The sequence below is a fragment of the Phenylobacterium sp. genome (assembly GCF_965229015.1).
In the GTDB taxonomy this organism is placed as follows: domain Bacteria; phylum Pseudomonadota; class Alphaproteobacteria; order Caulobacterales; family Caulobacteraceae; genus Phenylobacterium.
Genome location: NZ_CBDDIM010000001.1, coordinates 2907469 through 2927058, shown reverse-complemented (window position 1 = coordinate 2927058; position 19590 = coordinate 2907469). Strand labels below are relative to the sequence as shown.

Genomic DNA, 19590 nt, shown 5'->3' with positions numbered 1-19590 from the left:
GCCGGCGAGCCGGCGCGGCGCTCTTACTTGCGGGTGAAGGCGCCGAACTTGGCGTTGAAGCGCGAGACGCGGCCGCCACGGTCCAGCAGTTGCTGGTTGCCGCCGGTCCAGGCCGGGTGCGTCTTCGGATCGATGTCCAGGTTCAGGGTCGCGCCTTCCTTCCCGTAGGTGGAGCGCGTGCGGTAGGTGGTGCCGTCGACCATCACCACATTGATGAAGTGGTAGTCGGGGTGGGTGTCTTGTTTCATCGCGCGGGCATCCGACGTAAAGGAGCGGCCATAGAATAATCGCTCCGCCGGCAGGCGGATCGAACGGAGCCGCGCCTATACAGGAAAAGGCGGGGCAAGAGCAAGGGCGCGGGTTTTCATGAGTGATTTTGGGTCCGGGCCGGCTGTCGATGGCCGACCGACCGTGGGTGCGTCTCTCGCCCAGGATATCTCCGAGGCCGCCGAGCGCCGGCCCAAGAGCCGCAACATCAAACCCCTGGCGGCCCTGACGCCCTTCCTGAAGGCCCACCTGGGCGATGTCGCCCTGGCCGGGGTCTTCCTGATCACCGCGGCGGCCTCGACGCTGGGCCTGTCGGGCGCCGTGCGGCTGCTGGTGGATCACCTCACCAAGGCGCGGACCACCGGGGCCTCGGTGGACCAGTGGTTCTGGCTGATGGGGGTGGTGGCCGTCGCCTTGGCCGTCTCCTCGGCCATGCGCTACTTCTTCGTCACCAAGCTGGGCGAGCGGATCGTGGCCGACCTGCGCAAGGCCACCTACGCCCACATCCTGACCCTGGATCCGGCCTTCTTCCTGCACATGCGCACCGGCGAGGTGCTCTCGCGCCTGACCACTGACATCCAGATCGTCGAGAGCCTGATCGGCACCTCCATCTCGGTGGCCCTGCGCAACCTGCTGATGCTGATCGGCGCCCTGATCCTGATGGTGATCGTCAGTCCGCACCTCACCGGCATGGTGGTGGTGCTGATCCCCGTGGTCCTGGCGCCGCTGTTTCTGTTCGGCCGCAAGGTGCGCAAGCTGACCGCCTCGACCCAGGACCAGTTCGCCCAGGCCGTGGGCCACGCCGGCGAGACCCTGGACGCCCTGGAGACCGTCCAGGCCTTCGGGCGCGAGGCGGCCGGCGCGGCGGTGTTCGGCGGGGCCGTGGAGGCCTCCTTCCGCACCTCCCTGCGCCGCATGACCGCCCGGGCCGGGATGATCGCCGCGGTGATCACCCTGGTGTTCGGCGGGGTGGTGGGCATCTTCTGGCTCGGCGTCCATGCCGGCCTGCGGGGCGACATGACCTGGGGGGCGCTGTTCCAGTTCGCCTTCCTCTCGGTGATGGCCGCGGGCTCCGTGGGGGCGCTGGGCGAAACCTGGGGCGACGTCCAGAAGGCCGCCGGGGCGATGGAGCGCATCACCGACCTGCTCTCGGCCCGTCCGGGCATCGCCGCGCCGGCCGTGCCCAAGCACCTGCCGGCCCCGCCGCGCGGCGAGATCGAGTTCTCCAACATCACCTTCGCCTATCCAGGCCGCGCCGACCTGCCGGCCCTGCAGGGCTTCGACCTGCGGGTGGCGCCCGGCGAGCGGGTGGCCCTGGTGGGCCCCTCCGGCGCCGGCAAGAGCACGGTCTTCCGCCTGCTGCTGCGCTTCTATGATCCCCAGTTCGGCACGGTGAAGGTGGACGGCGTCGATGTCCGTGAGGCCGACCCCGCCGAGGTGCGCGCCCGCATGGCCCTGGTGGCCCAGGACTCGCCGCTGTTCTCCGGCTCGGCCCTGGACAATATCCGCTTCGGCCGCGAGGGCGCCGACCTCGAGGCGGTCCGCGCCGTGGCGCGCGCCGCCCAGGCCGACGGCTTCCTCGACGCCCTGCCCCAGGGCTTCGACACCCCGCTGGGGGAACGGGCCCGCAGCCTCTCCGGCGGCCAGCGCCAGCGCCTGGCCATCGCCCGGGCCCTGATCCGCGAAACCCCCATCCTGCTGCTGGACGAGGCCACCAGCGCCCTGGACGCCGAGAACGAGCGCCTGGTCCAGCGGGCGCTGGAGGAGGCCATGGAGGGCCACACCACCCTGGTCATCGCCCACCGCCTGGCCACCGTGCTCAAGGCCGACCGCATCGTGGTCATGGACAAGGGCCGGGTGGTGGAACAGGGCTCCCACCACGAACTGCTCGCCAAGAGCGGCCTCTACGCCCGGCTGGCGTCCCTGCAGTTCGGGGACGCGGCGGCCTAACCTCTAAATCTCCGTGTCATCCCGGTTTTCGCGAAGCGAAAGACCGGGACCCAGAAGCACCGGCCCATCTGGAACGGGCGCCATCATCGACGGGTAGAGATCGCCCCATTGAGGGTTTTCACTCTCGATCAGATTGACCTTCCAGTTCCGGCGCCACCGCTTCAGTTGCTTCTCGAAGTGGATGGCCTCGGTGACTTCGCGGTAGGCTCGCCACCAGACTAGGCGGTCGACGCCATACCGCTTGGTGAACCCCGGGACTTCCTTGGCCTTATGCTCGGCGATGCGGCGCTCCAGGCTGTTCGTCACCCCGACATAGAGCGCGCCGTGCTGCCGGCTGGCGAGAATGTAGACGAAATAGGACAAGGCGGCTGGCCTCGGTGTCTCTGGGTCCCGGTCTTCCGCTACGCGGAAACCGGGATGACACTTTAGGGTGCGGTCCAGATGAGCAGCAACTAGCCCCGCGCCTTGACCGCCAGACCCGGGAAGTCGCTGAACAGGCCGTCGACGCCGGCGGCGAACAGGGCCCGGTAGACGGCGCCCACGTCGCCGTGGGCGGCCGGGGCGGTCCCGCTGCGAAGCGTCTCCGGCAGGAAGCGGTTCTCGGCCCGCACGGTCCAGGGATGCACCGCCAGGCCCACGGCGTGGGCGTCGGCCACAAGGCTGGTGGGCGGGCCGAGGGCGCCGTCGAGGGTCGGAACCACCAGCGACCAGTCGGGACCCACGCCGTCGGCATAGGTGGCGATGTCCTTGAGGCCCGCCGCCGTCACCAGGTCCTTGGCGTCGCCGGCCACCAGCCGCACCCGGCGGGCCCGGGACAGCTTGGCGAAGGTCTTCAGGGGCGCGGTCTCGAAGCACTGGACGAAGACCGGCGCCGTGCGGCTGTCCAGGCCGTTGGCCTTCAGCGCATCGGCCAGGCGCGGTTCGATAACCAGGCCGAGGCTGGCCAGGAAGCTCGGATGCTTCATCTCCGGATAGACGCCGATCGTCCGGCCCACCCGCTTGGTTTCGGCCTTGGCCAGGTCCACCACCTCCTGGAAGGTGGCGATGGCCTCGCGGCCGTCGAAGGCCGCGCTGGCCGGCCGCAGCTCCGGCAGCCGCTCGCGGGCCCGCAGGGTCTTCAGTTCGGCGAGCGTGAAGTCCTCGGCGAACCAGCCCTCAACCTGCTCGCCGTCCACCACCTTGCTGGTCCTGCGCGCCGCGAACTCCGGACGGGCGGCCACGTCGGTGGTCCCGCCGATCTCGTTCTCGTGGCGGACCACCAGGTGGCCGTCCTTGGTGAGCACCAGGTCCGGTTCGATGAAGTCGCAGCCTTCCTCTATGGCCAGCCGATAGGCCATGGGGGTGTGCTCGGGCCGCTCGCCGCTGGCGCCGCGATGGGCGATCACGATGGGCCGGCGGGCCCCGGCGGCGAGGGCCGGGGTGGCGGCGAGGGCCGCGGCGGCGGCGGCGGAGAAGGCGCGTCGGGTCAGGGTCATGGCTCCGATCTAGCCGGCGCCTGTGACGGTATCGTCAAGCCTGGACCAGAACCAGTCGGAGGTCGGTCAGGCCGCGGCGCGCAGGCGCTGCAGGATCAGGGGATGCAGTTCGAGGTTGGAGGCGCAGATGCTGCCCGAACCCAGCACATCCTCGTCGCCCTCGGCGCTGGTCACCTTGCCGCCGGCCTCGCTCACCAGCAGCAGGCCCGCCGCTAGGTCCCAGGGCTTCAGGTCCCGCTCCCAGTAGCCGTCGAAGCGACCGGCGGCCACGAAGGCCAGGTCCAGGGCCGCCGCGCCGAACCGGCGCACGCCGGCGACCCGCTGGCTGATCTGGTGCAGCTCCTTCAGGAAGGTGGCGTGCTGGCCGTGGCCCAGGAAGGGGATGCCGGTGGCCAGCACGCTCTCGGCGAGGTGCTGACGGGCGGCGACCCGCAGGCGCTTGTCGTTGACGAAGCAGCCCTTGCCCTTCTCGGCCCAGAACAGCTCGTTGGTCACCGGATTGTAGGTCACCGCCGCCACGATCGCGCCCTCGCGCTGCAGGGCGATGTTGATGGCGAAGTGGGGGATGGCGTGCAGGAAGTTGGTGGTGCCGTCCAGCGGGTCGACGATCCAGGTGTGGGTCTTGTCGGTGCCCTCGATCAGGCCGCGTTCCTCACCCAGGAAGCCGTAGCCGGGACGGGCCTTCTGCAGCATCTCGAAGATGGTCTGCTCGGCCTTCAGGTCGGCGGCGGAGACGAAGTCGGCGGCTCCCTTCTTGGAGACCTGCAGCTCGGTCAGTTCGCCGAAGTCGCGGTTGAGGCCGCGGGCCGCCTTGCGGGCGGCGTCGGACATGACCTTCAGGAGGGCGGTTTGGGTGGACATCAGTCGGCCCTGCGCACGTATTCGCCGGTCTCGGTGGAGACCAGGACGCGTTCGCCGGCCTCCATATAGGGCGGGATCAGGATGCGCATGCCGTTGTCCGCCTTGGCCGGCTTGTACGAGGAGGACGCCGTCTGGTTCTTCACCACGGCGTCGGCCTCGACGATGGTCAGGACCACCTGATCGGGCAGGGTGATGCTGATGGGGCGTTCCTCGAAGAGCTGCAGCTTCACCACCATGCCGTCCTGCAGGAAGCGGACCTGATCGTCGCCGACGAAGTCCTTGGCCAGTTCGATCTGCTCGTAGGTCTCCTGGTCCATGAAGACCAGCATGTCGCCCTGCTCGTAAAGGAAGGAATAGTCCTTCTGGTCGAGGTGGATCTGCTCGACCGTGTCGGAGGTGCGCCAGCGCTCGTTGAGCTTGCGGCCGTCCTCGATGTTCTTCAGCTCCACCTGGGCGAAGGCGCCGCCCTTGCCGGGCTTCACGTGCACGACCTTCACGGCCACCCACAGTCCCCCGTCATGCTGCAGGATATTTCCCGGCTTGATCGAGACGGCGTTGATTTTGGACATGAGGTTCTTTGCGAAATTTGAGGCGCGGAACCTAGTGGGCGCGGGCCCCTAAGGCAAGGCGAGGGGGTCAGGCCCTGTCGGCGACGCCCAGCGCGATCTGCTCGTTCAGGGCCTTCACCGCCGCCGCCGGCCCCTCCGGATGGCTCCACACCCCGGCCGAGACCGCCAGGAAGTCCGCCCCGGCGGCGGCCAGGCCGCGCGCGTTCTCCACCGTGATCCCGCCGATGGCGACGCAGGGGGTCTCCATCACCTCCTGCCAGATGGACAGGATCTCCGGCTCGGCGCGGGTGGGCGCATCCTTGGTGGTGGTGGGGAAGAAGGCGCCGAAGGCGACATAGTCGGCTCCGGCCTCGGCGGCCTCCATGGCCAGATGCCGGCTGTCGTGACAGGTCACCCCGATCATCGCGTCCGGTCCCATGATCCTGCGGGCCTGGGGCAGCGGCATGTCGTCCTGGCCGATATGGACCCCGTCGCACTTCAGCTTCGCCGCCAGGACGGGATCGTCGTTGAGGATCACCGCCGCGCCACGGGCCTGGATTATCGGCGACAGCACGTCCACCGCCGCGGCGATCACCTCTTCGGGCTGGTCCTTCAGCCGGATCTGCACGGCCGCCACGTCTCCGGCGTCCATGGCGTGGGCCAGGGTCCTGCCGAAGGCGACCAGGTCGTCGATGCGGGGCGGGGTGATCAGGTAGAGGCGGCAGGACGGGGTCATGGACTGTCCAATACCCCATCCCGTCCCGTCCTGGGGAGAGGCTGATCGCCGGGGGGCCGGCCGCGCTCAGGGATGGGCCACGTCGGGCGGCTCGCCGTTCGCCGGGCCCTGGCCGATCAGGCGCAGGACGTAGAGGGCGCCGAGGCCGAGAACCAGGCCGTGCAGGGCCAGGACCGCCAGCAGGGAGACCGGCGCCGTCACCGAGGCGGCCCCGCCGGCCGCGCGCAACAGGTCGTGGACGACGAAGGCCGGCAGCCCTCGCCCGGTGAGCGTCCAGCCGGCGACCACGCTGACAAATCCCGTCGGCCCCATGACCATCGCCGCGATCAGATAGACGGGTGTCCGCGCCAGGCTGTTGCGCCAGGAAAGCCAGGCGCCCCAGACGCCCAGGCCGATCATCGCCACGCCGAGCCCGACCATCACCTGATAGGCCCGGGACACTTCGAGGATCGCCGCGTCGCCGGTCCAGCCGCCGCCGGTCACCAGCTGCAGGGGGGCGGCGATGGCCACCAACCCCACTCCCATGCGCAGGGCGGTGGCGGACTCGGCCTCCTCCGGGTCCCTCAGCACACCCCAGGCCGAGGCCGCCCCGACCACCAGGGCCGTGGTCAGGTAGGAGGCCAGCGCCAGATGGGCGAAGCGGGACGGGAAGCCCGGCGACAGCACGGCCGCCCGCCAGCCGATCGTCGCGGGCTCAGCCGCGGTCGGCCCCGGAAGGACGATCGGATGCTGCATCCAGCCGGCGGCCGACACGAGCCAGAAGGAGAGCAGCAGGGCGCCGAGGGCCGCCAGGACGGTGGCGGCCAGGTGCAGCCGCGGGTCCAGCCTCCGCCACCCCAGCAGCATGACCGCCAGCAGCCCCGTCTCCAGGGCGACGGCGGTGATCAAGGCCGCGGCCGGCCGGGGCGCCAGCAGCGGCGCGAAGGGCGTGGAGAGCAGGCTCCAGTTGGCGGCGATTTCGCAGCCCAGCCCCGCCAAGGTCACCACGCACATGCCCAGCGAGACAGCGAAGATCTTCAGCCAGAAGGCGTAGAGCGTCTCGAAGACCCGGTTGCCCGACCCCAGCCACAGGCCCTCCAGCACCGCCAGATAGCCGGCCAGTCCCACGGTGAGGCTTGGAAAGGTGATGTGGGCGGCGGTCAGGGCGGCGGCCTGCAGCCGTGACAGCAAGAGGGCGTCGACCTCCATGTCCGCGGCCCTTTTTCGCGAGGTGGCCGGTGAGAGGCGCCCACGGACCAAGGGCGCCACTCTCATCCCGGATAACGTGTGACGCCAAGCGTGGGTTTAGCGACAAACCGTCGCGCCCATACCGCGAGGCTCGGAACCAAGATGATAATGAGTTGCAACGGCGTTCGCATCTGGTAGAGATGGAGGCGTAGTCGGAGGGAAGAGTCCCCGTGTACGTCTGTAACTGCAACGGCATCCGCGAACGCGACGTCCGCGCCGCCATCGAGGGGGGCGCCCAGCGCCCGGCCGAGATCTTCCGCGCCTGCGGGGCCAAGCCCCAGTGCGCCCGCTGCGTCTGCGACATGAAGCAGATGGTCGATGAACAGGGCGAGGCCCTGCGCTACGCCGCCGAATAGCCTCCGCCGGGGCCGGCGAGGCCGGGCGGGCTTGTTTCGAACATAGGCTTTGACAGGTCCCGCGCTCCGCCTGAGGTTGCGCGCCTGACGGGCGAATTCACGGAGGCTCACATGCAGGGCGACAAGGCGATCATCCAGCTGCTCAACGCGGTCCTGACCAATGAGCTGACCGCGGTGAACCAGTACTTCCTGCACGCGCGGATGTACCAGAACTGGGGCCTGGCCCGTCTGGGAGCGGTGACCTACGAGGAGTCGATCGGCGAGATGAAGCACGCCGACAAGCTCATCAAGCGCATCCTGTTCCTGGACGGCCTGCCCAACCTGCAGGACCTGCACAAGCTGAAGATCGGCGAGAACGTGCCCGAGTGCCTGGCGGCCGATTTGGCGGTCGAGGTCGGCGGCCGCGCCGACCAGGTGCGCGGCATCAAGCTCTGCGAGGACTCGGCCGACTATGTCAGCCGCCAGATCCTGCGCGAGATCCTCACCGACACCGAGGAGCACATCGACTTCCTCGAGACCCAGATCAGCCTGGTGCGCCAGCTGGGTGAGCAGAACTACCTGCAGAGCGCCATGGGTGAACTCGCCGGAGGCGAAGGCCACTAGACCCTGACCGTCTCAGATGGACTCATCTGAGACGGCAAGAAGGGTCTAGACTTAAAACATTAGAGCACGTCGGGCGGCGGAACCGGTATCCACTTCCGCCTGACGTGCTCTAAGTCGGTCCAGGTTCTCCCGGAAGGTCGACACCCGCGCAATTGAAGCTAGGCTCGCCTTCGAAACTTCGGGGGAGGGCGTCATGGCTCAGGAAAAGCGCGCGAGCGGCAACGGCATGGTGATCGCCGGGGCCTCGGTGGGCACGGTGTTCGAGTGGTACGACTTCTACCTCTACGGCTCCCTGGCCGGCTTCATCACCCAGCACTTCTTCTCGGGGGTCAACGAGACCACCGGCTATATCTTCGCCCTGCTGGCCTTCGCCGCGGGCTTCGCGGTGCGTCCCTTCGGCGCCCTGGTCTTCGGCCGCCTCGGCGACCTCTGGGGCCGCAAGAACACCTTCCTGGTCACCATGCTGCTGATGGGGCTCTCGACCTTCGCCGTCGGCCTGCTGCCCGGCTATGACCAGATCGGCGTCGCCGCCCCGGTGGCCCTGATCGTCATGCGCCTGATCCAGGGCCTGGCCCTGGGGGGCGAGTACGGCGGGGCGGCCACCTATGTCGCCGAGCACGCGCCGCCGGGGAAGCGCGGCCTCTATACGAGCTGGATCCAGACCACCGCGACGCTCGGCCTCTTCCTCAGCCTGATCGTCATCCTGGCGGTCCGCACCAGCCTGGGGGAAGAGGTCTTCAAGGCCTGGGCCTGGCGCATCCCCTTCCTGGTCTCGGCCCTGTTGCTGGCGGTCTCCCTGTGGATCCGCCTGCGGCTGCACGAGAGCCCGGTCTTCCAGAAGATGATCGACGAGGGGACCACCTCAAAGAAGCCGCTGACCGAGGCCTTCGGGGAGTGGGGCAACCTCAAGCTGGTGCTGCTGGCCCTCGCCGGCCTTACCGCCGGCCAGGCGGTGGTCTGGTACACCGGCCAGTTCTACGCCCTGTTCTTCCTGGAGAAGATGCTCAAGCTGGACGGGGCGCTGGCCAACACCCTGGTGGCCTTCGCCCTGATCCTCGGCGTGCCCTTCTTCGTGGTGTTCGGCTGGCTGTCGGACAGGATCGGGCGCAAGCCGATCATCCTGCTGGGCTGCCTGCTGGCGGCGCTCACCTATTTCCCGATCTTCAAGGCCCTGACGGCCGCCGCCAACCCCGCCCTGGCGGCCGCCACCGCCAGCGCCCCGGTCACCGTGATCGCCGACCCCGCCGACTGCGCCTTCCAGTTCGATCCCGTCGGCAAGAAGGCCTTCACCTCCTCCTGCGACGTGGCCAAGTCGGCCCTCGCCACCGCCGGGGTCTCCTATTCGAACCAGGCCGCCCCGGCCGGGACCCTGGCCGTGGTGCGGATCGGCGCCGTCGAGGTGGCGAGCCTGGACGGGACCAGTCTGCCCAAGGCGGAGTTCGCCGCCGCCAAGACCGCCTGGGCCAAGACCCTGACCGCCGCCCTCTCAGACGCCGGCTACCCGGCCAAGGCCGACAGCGCGCTCGTTCACAAGCCCGCCGTGGTGGGGCTGCTGTTCCTGCTGATGTTCTATGTGACCATGGTCTATGGCCCGATCGCCGCGGCCCTGGTGGAGATGTTCCCGGCCAAGATCCGCTACACCTCAATGTCGCTGCCCTATCACATCGGCAACGGCTGGTTCGGCGGCTTCCTGCCCACCACGGCCTTCGCCATGGTCGCCGCCACGGGCGATATCTACTACGGCCTCTGGTACCCCATCGTCATCGCCGCGGTGACCGTTGTGGTGGGCGCGTTCTTCGTGAAGGAGATGCGCGGGGCCAATATCGACGACTAGGCCGCGCGGGTCTCCAGCCCCAGGGCGAAGAGGTCGGTGATCTCGTCGGCGATCTTCATGGGGCTGAGCGGATAGGCCTCCGGCAGCCACTTGGGCAGCCACAGGAAGATGCCAGCCGCAACCTCGGCGGCGAAGGTCGCGTCGCAGGGCCGGCAGGAGCCGTCGGCGACCCCCTGCTTCAGGCTCCGCGTCGAGGTCATCCGCAGCTTGCGCGAGGACTGGCTGAAGCGGGCCACCGCGTCGGCCGGCAGGGCGGTTCGTCCGGGTTGCAGCATCAGGGGCGAGAGCGGTCCGGCCTGGGCCTGGACGTTCAGGTGCAGACAGATCAGGGCGCGCTCGAAGCCGGTCCCGCCCGTCGCGACGGCGGTGTCCATGAACACGTCATAGAGGTCGAAGGCCCGCCGGTAGCACCGCACCACCAGGTCGGCCTTGTCGTCGAAATAGTGATAGACCGCCCCCTTCGTGGCCCCCACCGTGGCGCTGATCTCATCCAGCGAGGTCCCGTCGATGCCGCGCCGGTTGAAGAGGCGTGAGGCCGCGGCGATCAGTTGGGTGATCTTGATCTCGTTGGTCTGGCGGCGGTCGAAGGCGTTGAAGGGCCTGGCGGTCAGGACCTCCACGTCGATCTCGCAGCGCCCGGTCTCCGGTCCCGCGCCGAAGCCGCCCAGGAAGAGGTCGCTGATCGCCGCGATCATCCGCTTCCTCGCCGCCCGCCCGTCGCGATATCCCAGCCAGCCGGCCGAGAGTCTGGCCCAGGACAGCATGCCGATCAGGGCCTGTGCCGCCACCTCGGTCTCGCAGGGGCGGAAGGTGCCGCTCGCCACCCCCTCGGCGATCATCGCCCGCAGGTGGCCGACGTTGCGGCCGTGGTGCTCGCGGATCAGGCCGCGCTGCGGTTCGGGCAGGAAGTCGATGTCGCTCAGCACCGCCTGGGCGGGCCGCTCAAAGGCCAGCGAGGTGCGGATGAACAGGGCCAGGCGCTCGGCCGGGGTCTGTCCCTGCTCATGGGCGGTGACCAAGTCGTCGGTCATGGTCTCGCAGGCCCGCAGGTAGGTCCGGAACACCAGGTCGGCGCGGTCGGCCACATAGTAGTAGAGGGCGTTGCGCGACAGCCCCACCTGCTCGGCGATGTCGTTGAGCACGATGGCCCCGGCGCCCTGCGCATTGATGCGCCGCGCGGCCTCGTCCAGCAGCAGGTCGCGGCGCGCGGCGCGCTTGCGCGCCGGCTTTGGCCGCCCCGTTCCCGACTCGTCCTGCGCCATGGGCTCCCACGTTCCTGGTCATCAGATACAGCAAACCTACTTCAATGTCGAAAAACTTGACGCGAGAAACTGTGCGTGTCGTTATCCAAACAAACTCAAGTGTCGAAAAAATGGTGACCCGGGAAGGGCGCCAGACGACAGGCCTAGGGAGGGCGAGGGATGACTCAGCAATCGGGACGCGCGCGGCTGGTCGCCGGCGTGGGGGCCGCGGCCCTGATGATGGCCGGGGCCGGTCTGGCGCGGGCGGACGAGCCGGTCATCGAACTGGAGGCCATCACCGTCACCGCCCAGAAGCGGGCCCAGGATACCCTGGACGTCGGCCTCAACGTGGCGGTGATCTCCGGCGCCGACCTTGCGGCCCGCCGGGTGACCCAGGTCAGCGACCTGACGGCCTTCACCCCCAATGTCGACATCAAGGAGAACATGCCGGGCATCCTGCCGGTGGTGACCATCCGCGGCGTCGGCCTCAACGACTTCTCCGCCACCAACAATCCCAGCGCTGGGGTCTATGTGGACGAGGTCTATCTCTCATCCCTGGCCCTGATGAACTTCGACCTCTTCGACCTGGAGCGGATGGAGGCGCTTAAAGGTCCGCAGGGGACCCTCTACGGCCGCAACTCCACGGCCGGCGCCATCAACATCCTCACCGCCCGGCCCACCTTCGGCGGGATGGAGGGGCGGATCGCCGGCGGCTACGGCGACTACAAGACCGGCGAGCTGGAGGGCATGGTCAATGCGCCCCTCTCCGACACCTTCGCCGTGCGGCTCAGCGGCAAGGGGGTCAAGCAGGACGAGGGCTTCTTCTTCAACCGCGCCACCAACACCGACTTCGGCCGCCGCAAGGTGGGCCTGGGCCGGCTGCAGGCGCGCTGGGCGCCCAGTGACGACCTCGACGTCCTGCTGAAGCTGGAGGTCCAGAAGTTCCGCTCCCAGGCCGGCGCGCCGGAGTTCTTCGGCCTGCTGGCGCCTCCGGGCGCCCCGGCCAGCCTGGTCTGCCCCGGCTCTCCGGGCTGCACCGACTTCCTCGGTTATCGCGACATCGATGGCGACCCCTTCAAGGGCGAGTACTCGGTGGATCCCACCTATGACGTCGATCAGCGGGCGGCGACCCTGCGGATCAGCGCCGACCTGGGCTGGGCGACGCTGACCTCCATCACCGGTTATGTGGACTTCAAGCGTCAGTGGGGCGCCGACACCGACGCGGGCCCCTTCCGCCAGACCGACTTCGTCGAGCACGACAAGATCAACCAGGTCTCCCAGGAACTGCGGCTCTCCGGCGCGGGCGAGCTCAGCGACTGGCTGGTGGGCGCCTTCGCTTCGCGGGATCGGGTGGAGATGACCTATGACGGTGCCCTGCAGGACCTCTTCAACACCACCAGCCTGACCTTCTCCAACCAGACCTCGAAGTCGGCGGCCGCCTTCGGAAACATCGAATACCACCTGCGCCCGACGCTGAGCCTGGTGGCCGGCCTGCGCTATACCTGGGAGGAGAAGGCCGATGTCGGGGCGACCCTCGACCTGGTCTCCCAGCCGCCGGGCAGCGCCCTGACCGGCGCGCCCTTTGGCGCCCCGCCGATCCCGCTGGCGGTGGTGGACGCCACCATCGACGACACCAACTGGTCCTGGAAGGTCGGCCTCAACTGGAAGCCCGACCCCACCCTGCTGGTCTATGGGTCCATCAGCCAGGGGGTGAAGAGCGGCGGCTTCTTCTCCGGCGTCGCCACCAATTCCGGCCAGCTCCAGCCCTACGGCCCCGAGACCCTGATCGCCTATGAGGCTGGCGTGAAGCAGCGCCTGTCGGCCGCCGGCCTCTCCTGGTCGGGGAGCGTCTTCTATTACGACTATTCCGATGTTCAGACCTTTATCCGCGACACCTCCGGCGGCCTGCCGATCCAGCGGCTGGGCAATGTGGAGGAGGCCACGATCTATGGCGCCGACCTCGACGGCATGTGGTCGCCGGCCGCGCTTCCGGGGCTCGACCTGACGGCGGGCCTCGGTCTGCTGCACACCGAGCTGGGGGAGTTCGCCTCCTCCTTCGGGATCACGCCGAAGGGTAACAAGCTGCCCGACGCGCCAGAGGTCAGCTTCAACCTCTCGGCGGCCTATACCGCCGACCTGGGCGAGAACATCCAGGCCAGGGTCCAGGTCGACGGCCGCTACGCCGACGACATGTTCAAGGATGCGCTGAACGATCCGTTGATCGCCACCCAGAGCTACTGGCTGTGGAACGCCCGGGCGAGTCTGTTCTCCGGCGCCGACTGGGAGGTGGCGGTCTGGGGCAAGAACCTGGCCGACGAGCGCTACGTCACCCAGGGGGTCAACAATCTGCCGCTAGGGGTCGGCTTCCGGGTCTATGGCGCGCCGCGCACCTGGGGCGTCTCCTTCTCCAAGAGTTTCCGATGAGCATCCAAGGAACCACCACCCCGGCCTTCGCGGCCCTGGCCAGGGCTTTCGAGGAGAACTTCACCGAGCGGGGTGATGTCGGCGCCTCCCTGGCCGTGGTGAAGGACGGCGAACTGCTGGTGGACCTCTGGGGCGGGAGCCTGGACGCGGCGGGGACGCGGCCCTGGGCCGCCGACTCCGTGGTCAATGTCTGGTCCACCACCAAGGCGGTGAACGCCTTGGCCTTCGCCATGCTGGTGGACCGGGGGCAGGCGGCCTACGGCGATCTGGTGGCCCGCTGGTGGCCGGAGTTCGCCGTCCAAGGCAAGGACCAGGTCACCATCGCCCAGCTCCTGTCGCACCAGGCGGGCCTGTGCAGCTTCCGTGATCCGGCGGTGGTCGAGGACTTCTACGATCAACCCAAGGCCGCCGCTCGGTTGGCGGCGACCGAACCGCTGTGGCCGCCGGGCTCGCGGTCCGGATACCACGCCATCTCCATCGGTGTGCTGGCGGGAGAACTGTTCCGCCGGATCACCGGTCAGAGCCTGGGGCAGTTCATCGCCAGTGACCTCGCCGGTCCCATGGGACTGCACCTGACCCTCGGTCTTCCGGTCTCGGAGGAGGTGCGGCGGGCTGAGATGATCGCGCCGCCGGAACTCGCCACCTCGAACATGGGAACCGACCTCAACCCCTCCCAGGTGGCCGCCTACACCAACCCGGTGATCGAGCCCCTGCTGCCCAACACGGCCGCCTGGCGGGCCTGCGAGCTTTCCTCCGCCAACGGCTTCTCCAACGCCCGGTCGCTCGCCAAGCTGTTCGGAGCGGTGGCGGCGGGCGATGTGTTGAAACCCCAGACCCTGGCCCAAGCCACCGCCAAGCAGATTGAGGGGGTCGACGAGGTCCTGGGGATTCGCGCCCGCTGGGGCGCCGGGTTCCTGCTCAACACTGACGGCCTCTATGGCCCCCAGGATCGCGCCTTCGGCCATTCCGGCTGGGGCGGCTCCTTCGTGGTGGTGGACCCGGTGGCGCGCACCGCCATCGCCTACGCCATGAACCGCATGGGGACCGACCTAGTGGGCGACCCCCGCGACGTGGCGCTGATCGCCGCGGCCTATGAAGGGTTGGCCTGAAACGAATGAAGCCGCCGCTCTGGCGAGCGGCGGCTTCGGTCGTGGTGACAACTGAGAGGTCGAGCTACTCCGCGGCCTGGCGGGAGACGCCGATCTTCGGGGCCAGTTCGCCCGAGGCGTAGCGCTTGGCCATGTCCGAGAGCGGGATCGCCTTGATGCTGGAGGCGTGGCCCGCGGTGCCGAACTCCTCGAAGCGTTGGACGCAGATCTTGCGCATCGCTTCCTTGGCGGGCTTCAGGTAGCCGCGCGGGTCGAACTCACCGGGCTTCTCGACGAACACCTTGCGGATCGCGGCGGTGATGGCCATCCGGTTGTCGGTGTCGATGTTGATCTTGCGCACGCCGTGCTTGATGCCGCGCTGGATCTCCTCCACCGGCACGCCCCAGGTCTGGGGCATCTCGCCGCCGTACTGGTTGATGAGGTCCTGCAGGTCCTGCGGCACCGACGAGGAGCCGTGCATCACCAGGTGGGTGTTGGGCAGGCGGCGATGGATCTCCTCGATCACCCCCATGGCCAGGACGTCGCCGTCCGGCTTGCGGGTGAACTTGTAGGCGCCGTGGCTGGTGCCCATGGCGATGGCCAGCGCATCGACTTCGGTGGCCTTCACGAACTCGACGGCCTGGTCGGGATCGGTGAGCAGCTGGTCGTGGCCGAGCTTGCCCTCGAAGCCGTGGCCGTCCTCCTTCTCGCCCATGCCGGTCTCGAGGCTGCCCAGCACGCCCAGCTCGCCCTCGACGCTGGCGCCGACCCAGTGGGCCATGTCCACCACGTTGCGGGTCACCCTGACGTTGTAGTCGTAGTCGGCGGGCGTCTTGCCGTCGGCCTTGAGCGAGCCGTCCATCATCACCGAGGTGAAGCCGTACTGGATCGCGGTGGCGCAGGTGGCCTCGTTGTTCCCGTGGTCCTGGTGCATGCAGATCGGGATGTGCGGGTACATCTCGGCCATGGCGTCGATCAGGTGCTTCAGCACGATGTCGTTCGCATAAGACCGGGCGCCGCGCGACGCCTGCATGATCACCGGCGAGTCGGTGGCCTCCGCGGCCTCCATGATCGCCAGGGCCTGTTCCATGTTGTTGATATTGAACGCCGGCACGCCGTAGCCATGCTCGGCGGCGTGATCGAGAAGTTGTCTCAGTGTGACCCGGGCCATGTGTCCCCGCGCTCCATCAAAATCGTTAGTCTAAATGGCGAGAGCCGCCACGCCGGGCAGTTCCTTGCCTTCCATCCATTCAAGAAACGCGCCGCCCGCCGTGGAGACAAAAGTAAAGTCATCCGCGCAGCCGGCCGCATTCAGAGCCGCCACAGTATCACCACCGCCGGCCACCGCCACCAACTTGCCGGCCTTGGCCAGGCTGGCCGCGTAGCGCGCCGCGCTCACCGTGCCCTTGTCGAAGGGCGGCATCTCGAACACGCCGAGCGGGCCGTTCCAGATCAGGGTCTTGGAGTTGTCCATGGCTCGGCACAGCCGCTCCACGGTCTCGGGGCCGGCGTCGAGGATGCGCTCGTGCTCATCCACCTCGCCCAGGCCGCGCACCCGGGCCGCGGCGCCGGGGGCCAGGGTCTCGGCCACCACGATGTCCAGCGGCAGGAAGAGCTTGCAGTTGTTCTGGCCGGCCAGGCGGATGATGTCGCGGGCCGTCTCGGCCAGGTCCTTCTCGCAATAGGACAGTCCGACGTCGTGGCCCTGGGCGTAGAGGAAGGTGTTGGCCATGCCGCCGCCGATGGCCAGCTTGTCCAGCCGGGTCACCAGGTTGCGCAGCAGGTCGAGCTTGCTGGAGACCTTGGAGCCGCCGACGATGCCCATCACCGGCCGCTCGGGATGGCCCAGCGCCTTGTCCAGGGCGGTCAGCTCCAGGCGCATCTGCTCGCCCGCATAGGCCGGCAGCAGGTGGGCCAGGGCCGCCGTGGAGGCGTGCGCCCGGTGGGCGGCGGAGAAGGCGTCGTTCACATAGAGATCACCGTTGGCGGCCAGCGCCTTGGCGAAGTCGGGATCGTTGCTCTCCTCGCCCGCATGGAAGCGGACGTTCTCCAGCAGCAGGACATCGCCCGCCTTCAGGGCCGCGACGGCCGAGGCCGCCGCCGGACCCACGCAGTCGGGGCCGAAGGCGACGGGCGCCCCCAGCACCTTGGCGAGCGCGGGCGCGATGGGCTCCAGGCTCATGGACGGGACCACCTTGCCCTTGGGCCGGTCGAAGTGGGCCAGCAGGATCACCTTGGCCCCGCCGGCCCGCAGCTTCTCGATGGTGGGGACCGCCGCGCGCAGGCGGGTGTCGTCCGACACCGCGCCGTCGTGCATCGGCACATTGAAGTCCACGCGAACCAGGGCGCGTCGGCCCTTCAGGTCGGCGTCGTCGAGGGTCCGGAAGGTCATGATCTGATCTCTTAGATCAGTTTCGCCATGGCCACGGCGGTGTCGCTCATGCGGGTCGAGAAGCCCCACTCGTTGTCGTACCAGGACAGCACCCGGCACAGGCCGCCGTCGACGATCTGGGTCTGGGGCAGGGCCACCGTCGAGGAGGCCGGGGCGTGGTTGAAGTCGATGGAGACCAGCGGGTCCTTGGTGACGGCCAGGACGCCCTTGAGCTGGCCCGAGGCCGCGGCGGCCTCGAAGGCGGCGTTGATGGCCTCCACCGTGGTGGTCTTGCTGGGCACGAAGGTCAGGTCCACCACCGAGACGTTGGGGGTCGGGACGCGGATGGAGGAGCCGTCCAGCTTGCCCTTCAGGGCCGGGATCACCAGGCCCAGCGCCTTGGCGGCGCCGGTGGAGGTGGGGATCATCGACATGGCCGCGGCCCGCGCGCGGTACAGGTCGGAGTGCATCGTATCCAGGGTCGGCTGGTCGCCGGTGTAGGAGTGGATCGTGGTCATGTAGCCACGCTCGATGCCGCACAGGGCCTGCAGCACGTGGGCGACCGGCGCCAGGCAGTTGGTGGTGCAGGACGCGTTGGAGACGATCAGGTCCTCGGCGGTCAGGGTGTCGTGGTTGACGCCATAGACGATGGTCTTGTCGGCGTCGGTGCAGGGGGCCGAGACCAGGACGCGCTTGGCGCCGGCGGTCAGGTGGGCGGCGGCCTTCTCCTTGGTGGTGAAGAGGCCGGTGCACTCGAAGGCGATGTCGACGCCGAGCTCCTTGTGCGGCAGTTCGGCCGGGTTGCGGATCGCGGTGACCTTGATCTTGCCATGGCCGAGATCGATCGTGTCGCCGTCGACGGTCACCACGCCCGGGAAGCGGCCGTGCACGCTGTCATAGCGCAGCAGGTGGGCGTTGGTCTCCACCGGGCCCAGGTCATTGATGGCCACGACCTCGATGTCCGTGCGGCCATGTTCGACGAGCGAGCGCAGGACGTTCCTGCCGATGCGGCCGAACCCATTGATGGCGACGCGGACGGTCATGGAGATCTCCTCGAGTGCTGAACCGATACTTGGATTTGGGCGCGGTTTTTCGGGTTGGGGGCGCTTGAGTCAACCCCTGGACCGATCAAGTCTTGCCGCAAAGTGTGTCTGACCCTGGATTTCCGGCCGCGCGCGCGCGAACAGCGTCCCTCGGACGGCCGATCCGGCTAATTATATGATCTTCAGGGGTTTCCTCCGCGGAAGGCCGCGTCGGGGTCAGCCCTGGACCACCGCCACCCGGTCGGCGGCCAGCTTGGCGTTGGCGCGCGCGGTGTCGGTGTCGGCGGCGCGGGCCAGGGCGACCCCCATACGGCGGCGCTCGAAGGCCTCGGGCTTGCCGAACAGGCGCAGGTCCGCGCCGGGCACGCTGAGCGCCTGGGCGACGCCCTCATAGGCCACGCCCCGGCCCTCCATCCCGCCATAGATCACCGCGCTGGCGCCGGGCTCGCGCAGGCTGACGTCCACCGGCAGGCCGAGGATGGCGCGCGCATGCAGGGCGAACTCGCTCTGCACCTGGGTGGCGAGCGTCACCAGGCCGGTGTCGTGGGGCCGGGGGCTGACCTCGGAGAACCACACCTCGTCGCCCTTCACGAACAGCTCCACCCCGAACAGTCCCAGCCCGCCCAGGGATCCGGTCACCACTTCGGCGATCTCGCGGGACCGCGCCAGGGCGGCGGGGCTCATGGCCTGGGGCTGCCAGCTCTCGACATAGTCGCCCTTCACCTGGCGGTGGCCGATGGGGGCGCAGAAGGCGGTCAGGGTGGTTCCCTCGGGGCCGCGATAGCGGACGGTGAGCTGGGTGATCTCGAAGTCGAAGGCGACCCGGCCCTCGACGATCACCCGGGGCTGCTCCACCCGGCCGCCCTCCAGGGCGTATTTCCAGGCGGCGGGAATGTCCTCGGCGCGCTCCACATAGGACTGGCCCTTGCCCGACGAGCTCATCACCGGCTTCACGAAGCAGGGGAAGCCGGTCACGCCGTTCGCCGCCTCAGCCAGCTCGGCCTCGGTGGACGCGAACGCATAGGCGCTCGTGGGCAGGCCGAGTTCCTCGGCGGCCAGCCGGCGGATGCCCTCGCGGTTCATGGTCAGCTGGGCGGCCCGCGCCGTGGGGATCACCGTGGCCAGGCCCTCGGCCTCGATCCGCACCAGCTCGTCGGTGGCGATGGCCTCGATCTCCGGCACGATCAGGTGCGGGCGCTCCAGCTCCACCACGGCGCGCAGGGCGGCCGCGTCGGTCATGGCGATCACGTGGGACCGGTGGGCCACCTGCATGGCGGGCGCGTCGGCGTAGCGGTCCACCCCGATCACCTCGCAGCCCAGCCGCTGCAGCTCGATCGCCACCTCCTTGCCCAGTTCCCCGCAGCCGAGCAGCATGACCTTGACGGCGGAGGGCGAGAGCGGCGTGCCGAGGCGCATGGGAGGCTCCTGGTGAGTTCAGTCAGGGATTAAACCACGTACCACACGAACAAGGGTGTCATCCCGGAAGCCGCGTCAGCGGCTGTCCGGGACCCAGACGCGCGGGGCGTGCCGGAGGGATCGGCGCCTCTGGGTCCCGCACTTCCGCGC

18 protein-coding genes are annotated in these 19590 nt (G+C 68.9%); 6 read left to right on the top strand and 12 right to left on the bottom strand.

Translation table 11 applies throughout. The features are described 5' to 3' along the window. Window positions 1–23 precede the first annotated feature (23 nt). The gene (rpmE, locus tag ACO06I_RS14745) at window positions 24–248 is read right to left on the bottom strand and encodes a 50S ribosomal protein L31 (protein WP_293495507.1); all 225 of its coding nucleotides are present in this window, start codon (window positions 246–248) and stop codon (window positions 24–26) included. 118 nt (window positions 249–366) lie between these two features. Between rpmE and ACO06I_RS14740 the strand changes: the two genes are divergently transcribed. Further along, window positions 367–2217, top strand: a complete 1851-nt coding sequence (locus ACO06I_RS14740; RefSeq protein WP_421933316.1) for an ABC transporter transmembrane domain-containing protein — start codon at window positions 367–369, stop codon at window positions 2215–2217. A gap of 3 nt (window positions 2218–2220) precedes the next feature. On the opposite strand, the gene ACO06I_RS14735 is transcribed toward ACO06I_RS14740, so the two are convergent. The 6 genes from ACO06I_RS14735 to ACO06I_RS14710 all read right to left on the bottom strand — a co-directional run bounded on the left by ACO06I_RS14735 (window position 2221) and on the right by ACO06I_RS14710 (window position 7025). Continuing rightward, window positions 2221–2580 (bottom strand): GIY-YIG nuclease family protein, encoded by a 360-nt coding sequence (locus ACO06I_RS14735; protein ID WP_421933315.1) that lies wholly within the window; start codon window positions 2578–2580, stop codon window positions 2221–2223. An 89-nt stretch (window positions 2581–2669) separates the two neighbouring features. Further along, on the bottom strand, window positions 2670–3692 hold the full coding sequence (locus ACO06I_RS14730) for a glycerophosphodiester phosphodiesterase (RefSeq protein ID WP_421933314.1): 1023 nt from the start codon (window positions 3690–3692) through the stop codon (window positions 2670–2672). Window positions 3693–3758: 66 nt separating this feature from the next. After that, window positions 3759–4553, bottom strand: a complete 795-nt coding sequence (locus ACO06I_RS14725) for an inositol monophosphatase family protein (RefSeq protein ID WP_421933313.1) — start codon at window positions 4551–4553, stop codon at window positions 3759–3761. Beyond that, window positions 4553–5122, bottom strand: coding sequence for an elongation factor P (gene efp, locus ACO06I_RS14720; protein WP_421933312.1), 570 nt, complete (start codon window positions 5120–5122; stop codon window positions 4553–4555). Before efp ends, ACO06I_RS14725 begins: the two co-directional genes overlap by 1 nt. 67 nt (window positions 5123–5189) lie before the next feature. Beyond that, entirely contained in the window at window positions 5190–5837 is a 648-nt protein-coding gene (thiE, locus tag ACO06I_RS14715; RefSeq protein WP_421933311.1) for a thiamine phosphate synthase, read from the bottom strand. Window positions 5838–5903: 66 nt separating this feature from the next. Next, window positions 5904–7025, bottom strand: coding sequence for a cytochrome ubiquinol oxidase subunit I (locus ACO06I_RS14710; RefSeq protein WP_421933310.1), 1122 nt, complete (start codon window positions 7023–7025; stop codon window positions 5904–5906). A 209-nt stretch (window positions 7026–7234) separates the two neighbouring features. On the opposite strand from ACO06I_RS14710, the gene ACO06I_RS14705 reads away from it, so the two are divergent. From ACO06I_RS14705 to ACO06I_RS14695, 3 genes are all read left to right on the top strand, one after another. Beyond that, window positions 7235–7420, top strand: coding sequence for a (2Fe-2S)-binding protein (locus ACO06I_RS14705; RefSeq protein ID WP_421933309.1), 186 nt, complete (start codon window positions 7235–7237; stop codon window positions 7418–7420). A gap of 111 nt (window positions 7421–7531) precedes the next feature. After that, complete coding sequence (gene bfr / locus ACO06I_RS14700; protein WP_421933308.1) at window positions 7532–8023, top strand: bacterioferritin; 492 nt, start codon at window positions 7532–7534, stop codon at window positions 8021–8023. A gap of 193 nt (window positions 8024–8216) precedes the next feature. After that, a complete protein-coding gene (locus ACO06I_RS14695; protein WP_421933307.1) occupies window positions 8217–9857 on the top strand; it encodes an MFS transporter in 1641 nt (546 codons plus the stop codon). Here the strand turns inward: ACO06I_RS14695 and ACO06I_RS14690 are convergent. Further along, window positions 9854–11119, bottom strand: coding sequence for a TetR family transcriptional regulator (locus tag ACO06I_RS14690; protein ID WP_421933306.1), 1266 nt, complete (start codon window positions 11117–11119; stop codon window positions 9854–9856). The two genes, ACO06I_RS14695 and ACO06I_RS14690, sit on opposite strands and share 4 nt — an antisense overlap. A gap of 159 nt (window positions 11120–11278) precedes the next feature. Here ACO06I_RS14690 and ACO06I_RS14685 point away from each other — a divergent pair, with 159 nt between their 5' ends. Both ACO06I_RS14685 and ACO06I_RS14680 read left to right on the top strand, forming a co-directional pair. After that, window positions 11279–13522: a TonB-dependent receptor gene (locus ACO06I_RS14685; protein ID WP_421933305.1), complete on the top strand. Its 2244-nt coding sequence runs from the start codon at window positions 11279–11281 to the stop codon at window positions 13520–13522. Next, a complete protein-coding gene (locus tag ACO06I_RS14680; protein WP_421933304.1) occupies window positions 13519–14631 on the top strand; it encodes a serine hydrolase domain-containing protein in 1113 nt (370 codons plus the stop codon). The genes ACO06I_RS14685 and ACO06I_RS14680 overlap by 4 nt, the downstream gene beginning before the upstream one ends. A 64-nt stretch (window positions 14632–14695) precedes the next feature. On the opposite strand, the gene fba is transcribed toward ACO06I_RS14680, so the two are convergent. The 4 genes from fba to purT all read right to left on the bottom strand — a co-directional run bounded on the left by fba (window position 14696) and on the right by purT (window position 19440). Then, window positions 14696–15781 carry a class II fructose-bisphosphate aldolase gene (gene fba, locus ACO06I_RS14675; RefSeq protein ID WP_421933303.1) on the bottom strand — a complete coding sequence of 362 codons (1086 nt, stop codon included), beginning with the start codon at window positions 15779–15781 and terminating at the stop codon, window positions 14696–14698. Between the two features lie 30 nt (window positions 15782–15811). Next, complete coding sequence (locus ACO06I_RS14670) at window positions 15812–17002, bottom strand: phosphoglycerate kinase (protein ID WP_421933302.1); 1191 nt, start codon at window positions 17000–17002, stop codon at window positions 15812–15814. Between the two features lie 11 nt (window positions 17003–17013). Further along, entirely contained in the window at window positions 17014–18024 is a 1011-nt protein-coding gene (gap, locus tag ACO06I_RS14665; protein WP_421933301.1) for a type I glyceraldehyde-3-phosphate dehydrogenase, read from the bottom strand. Between the two features lie 216 nt (window positions 18025–18240). Next, a complete protein-coding gene (purT, locus tag ACO06I_RS14660) occupies window positions 18241–19440 on the bottom strand; it encodes a formate-dependent phosphoribosylglycinamide formyltransferase (RefSeq protein WP_421933300.1) in 1200 nt (399 codons plus the stop codon). Window positions 19441–19590: the final 150 nt, after the last annotated feature.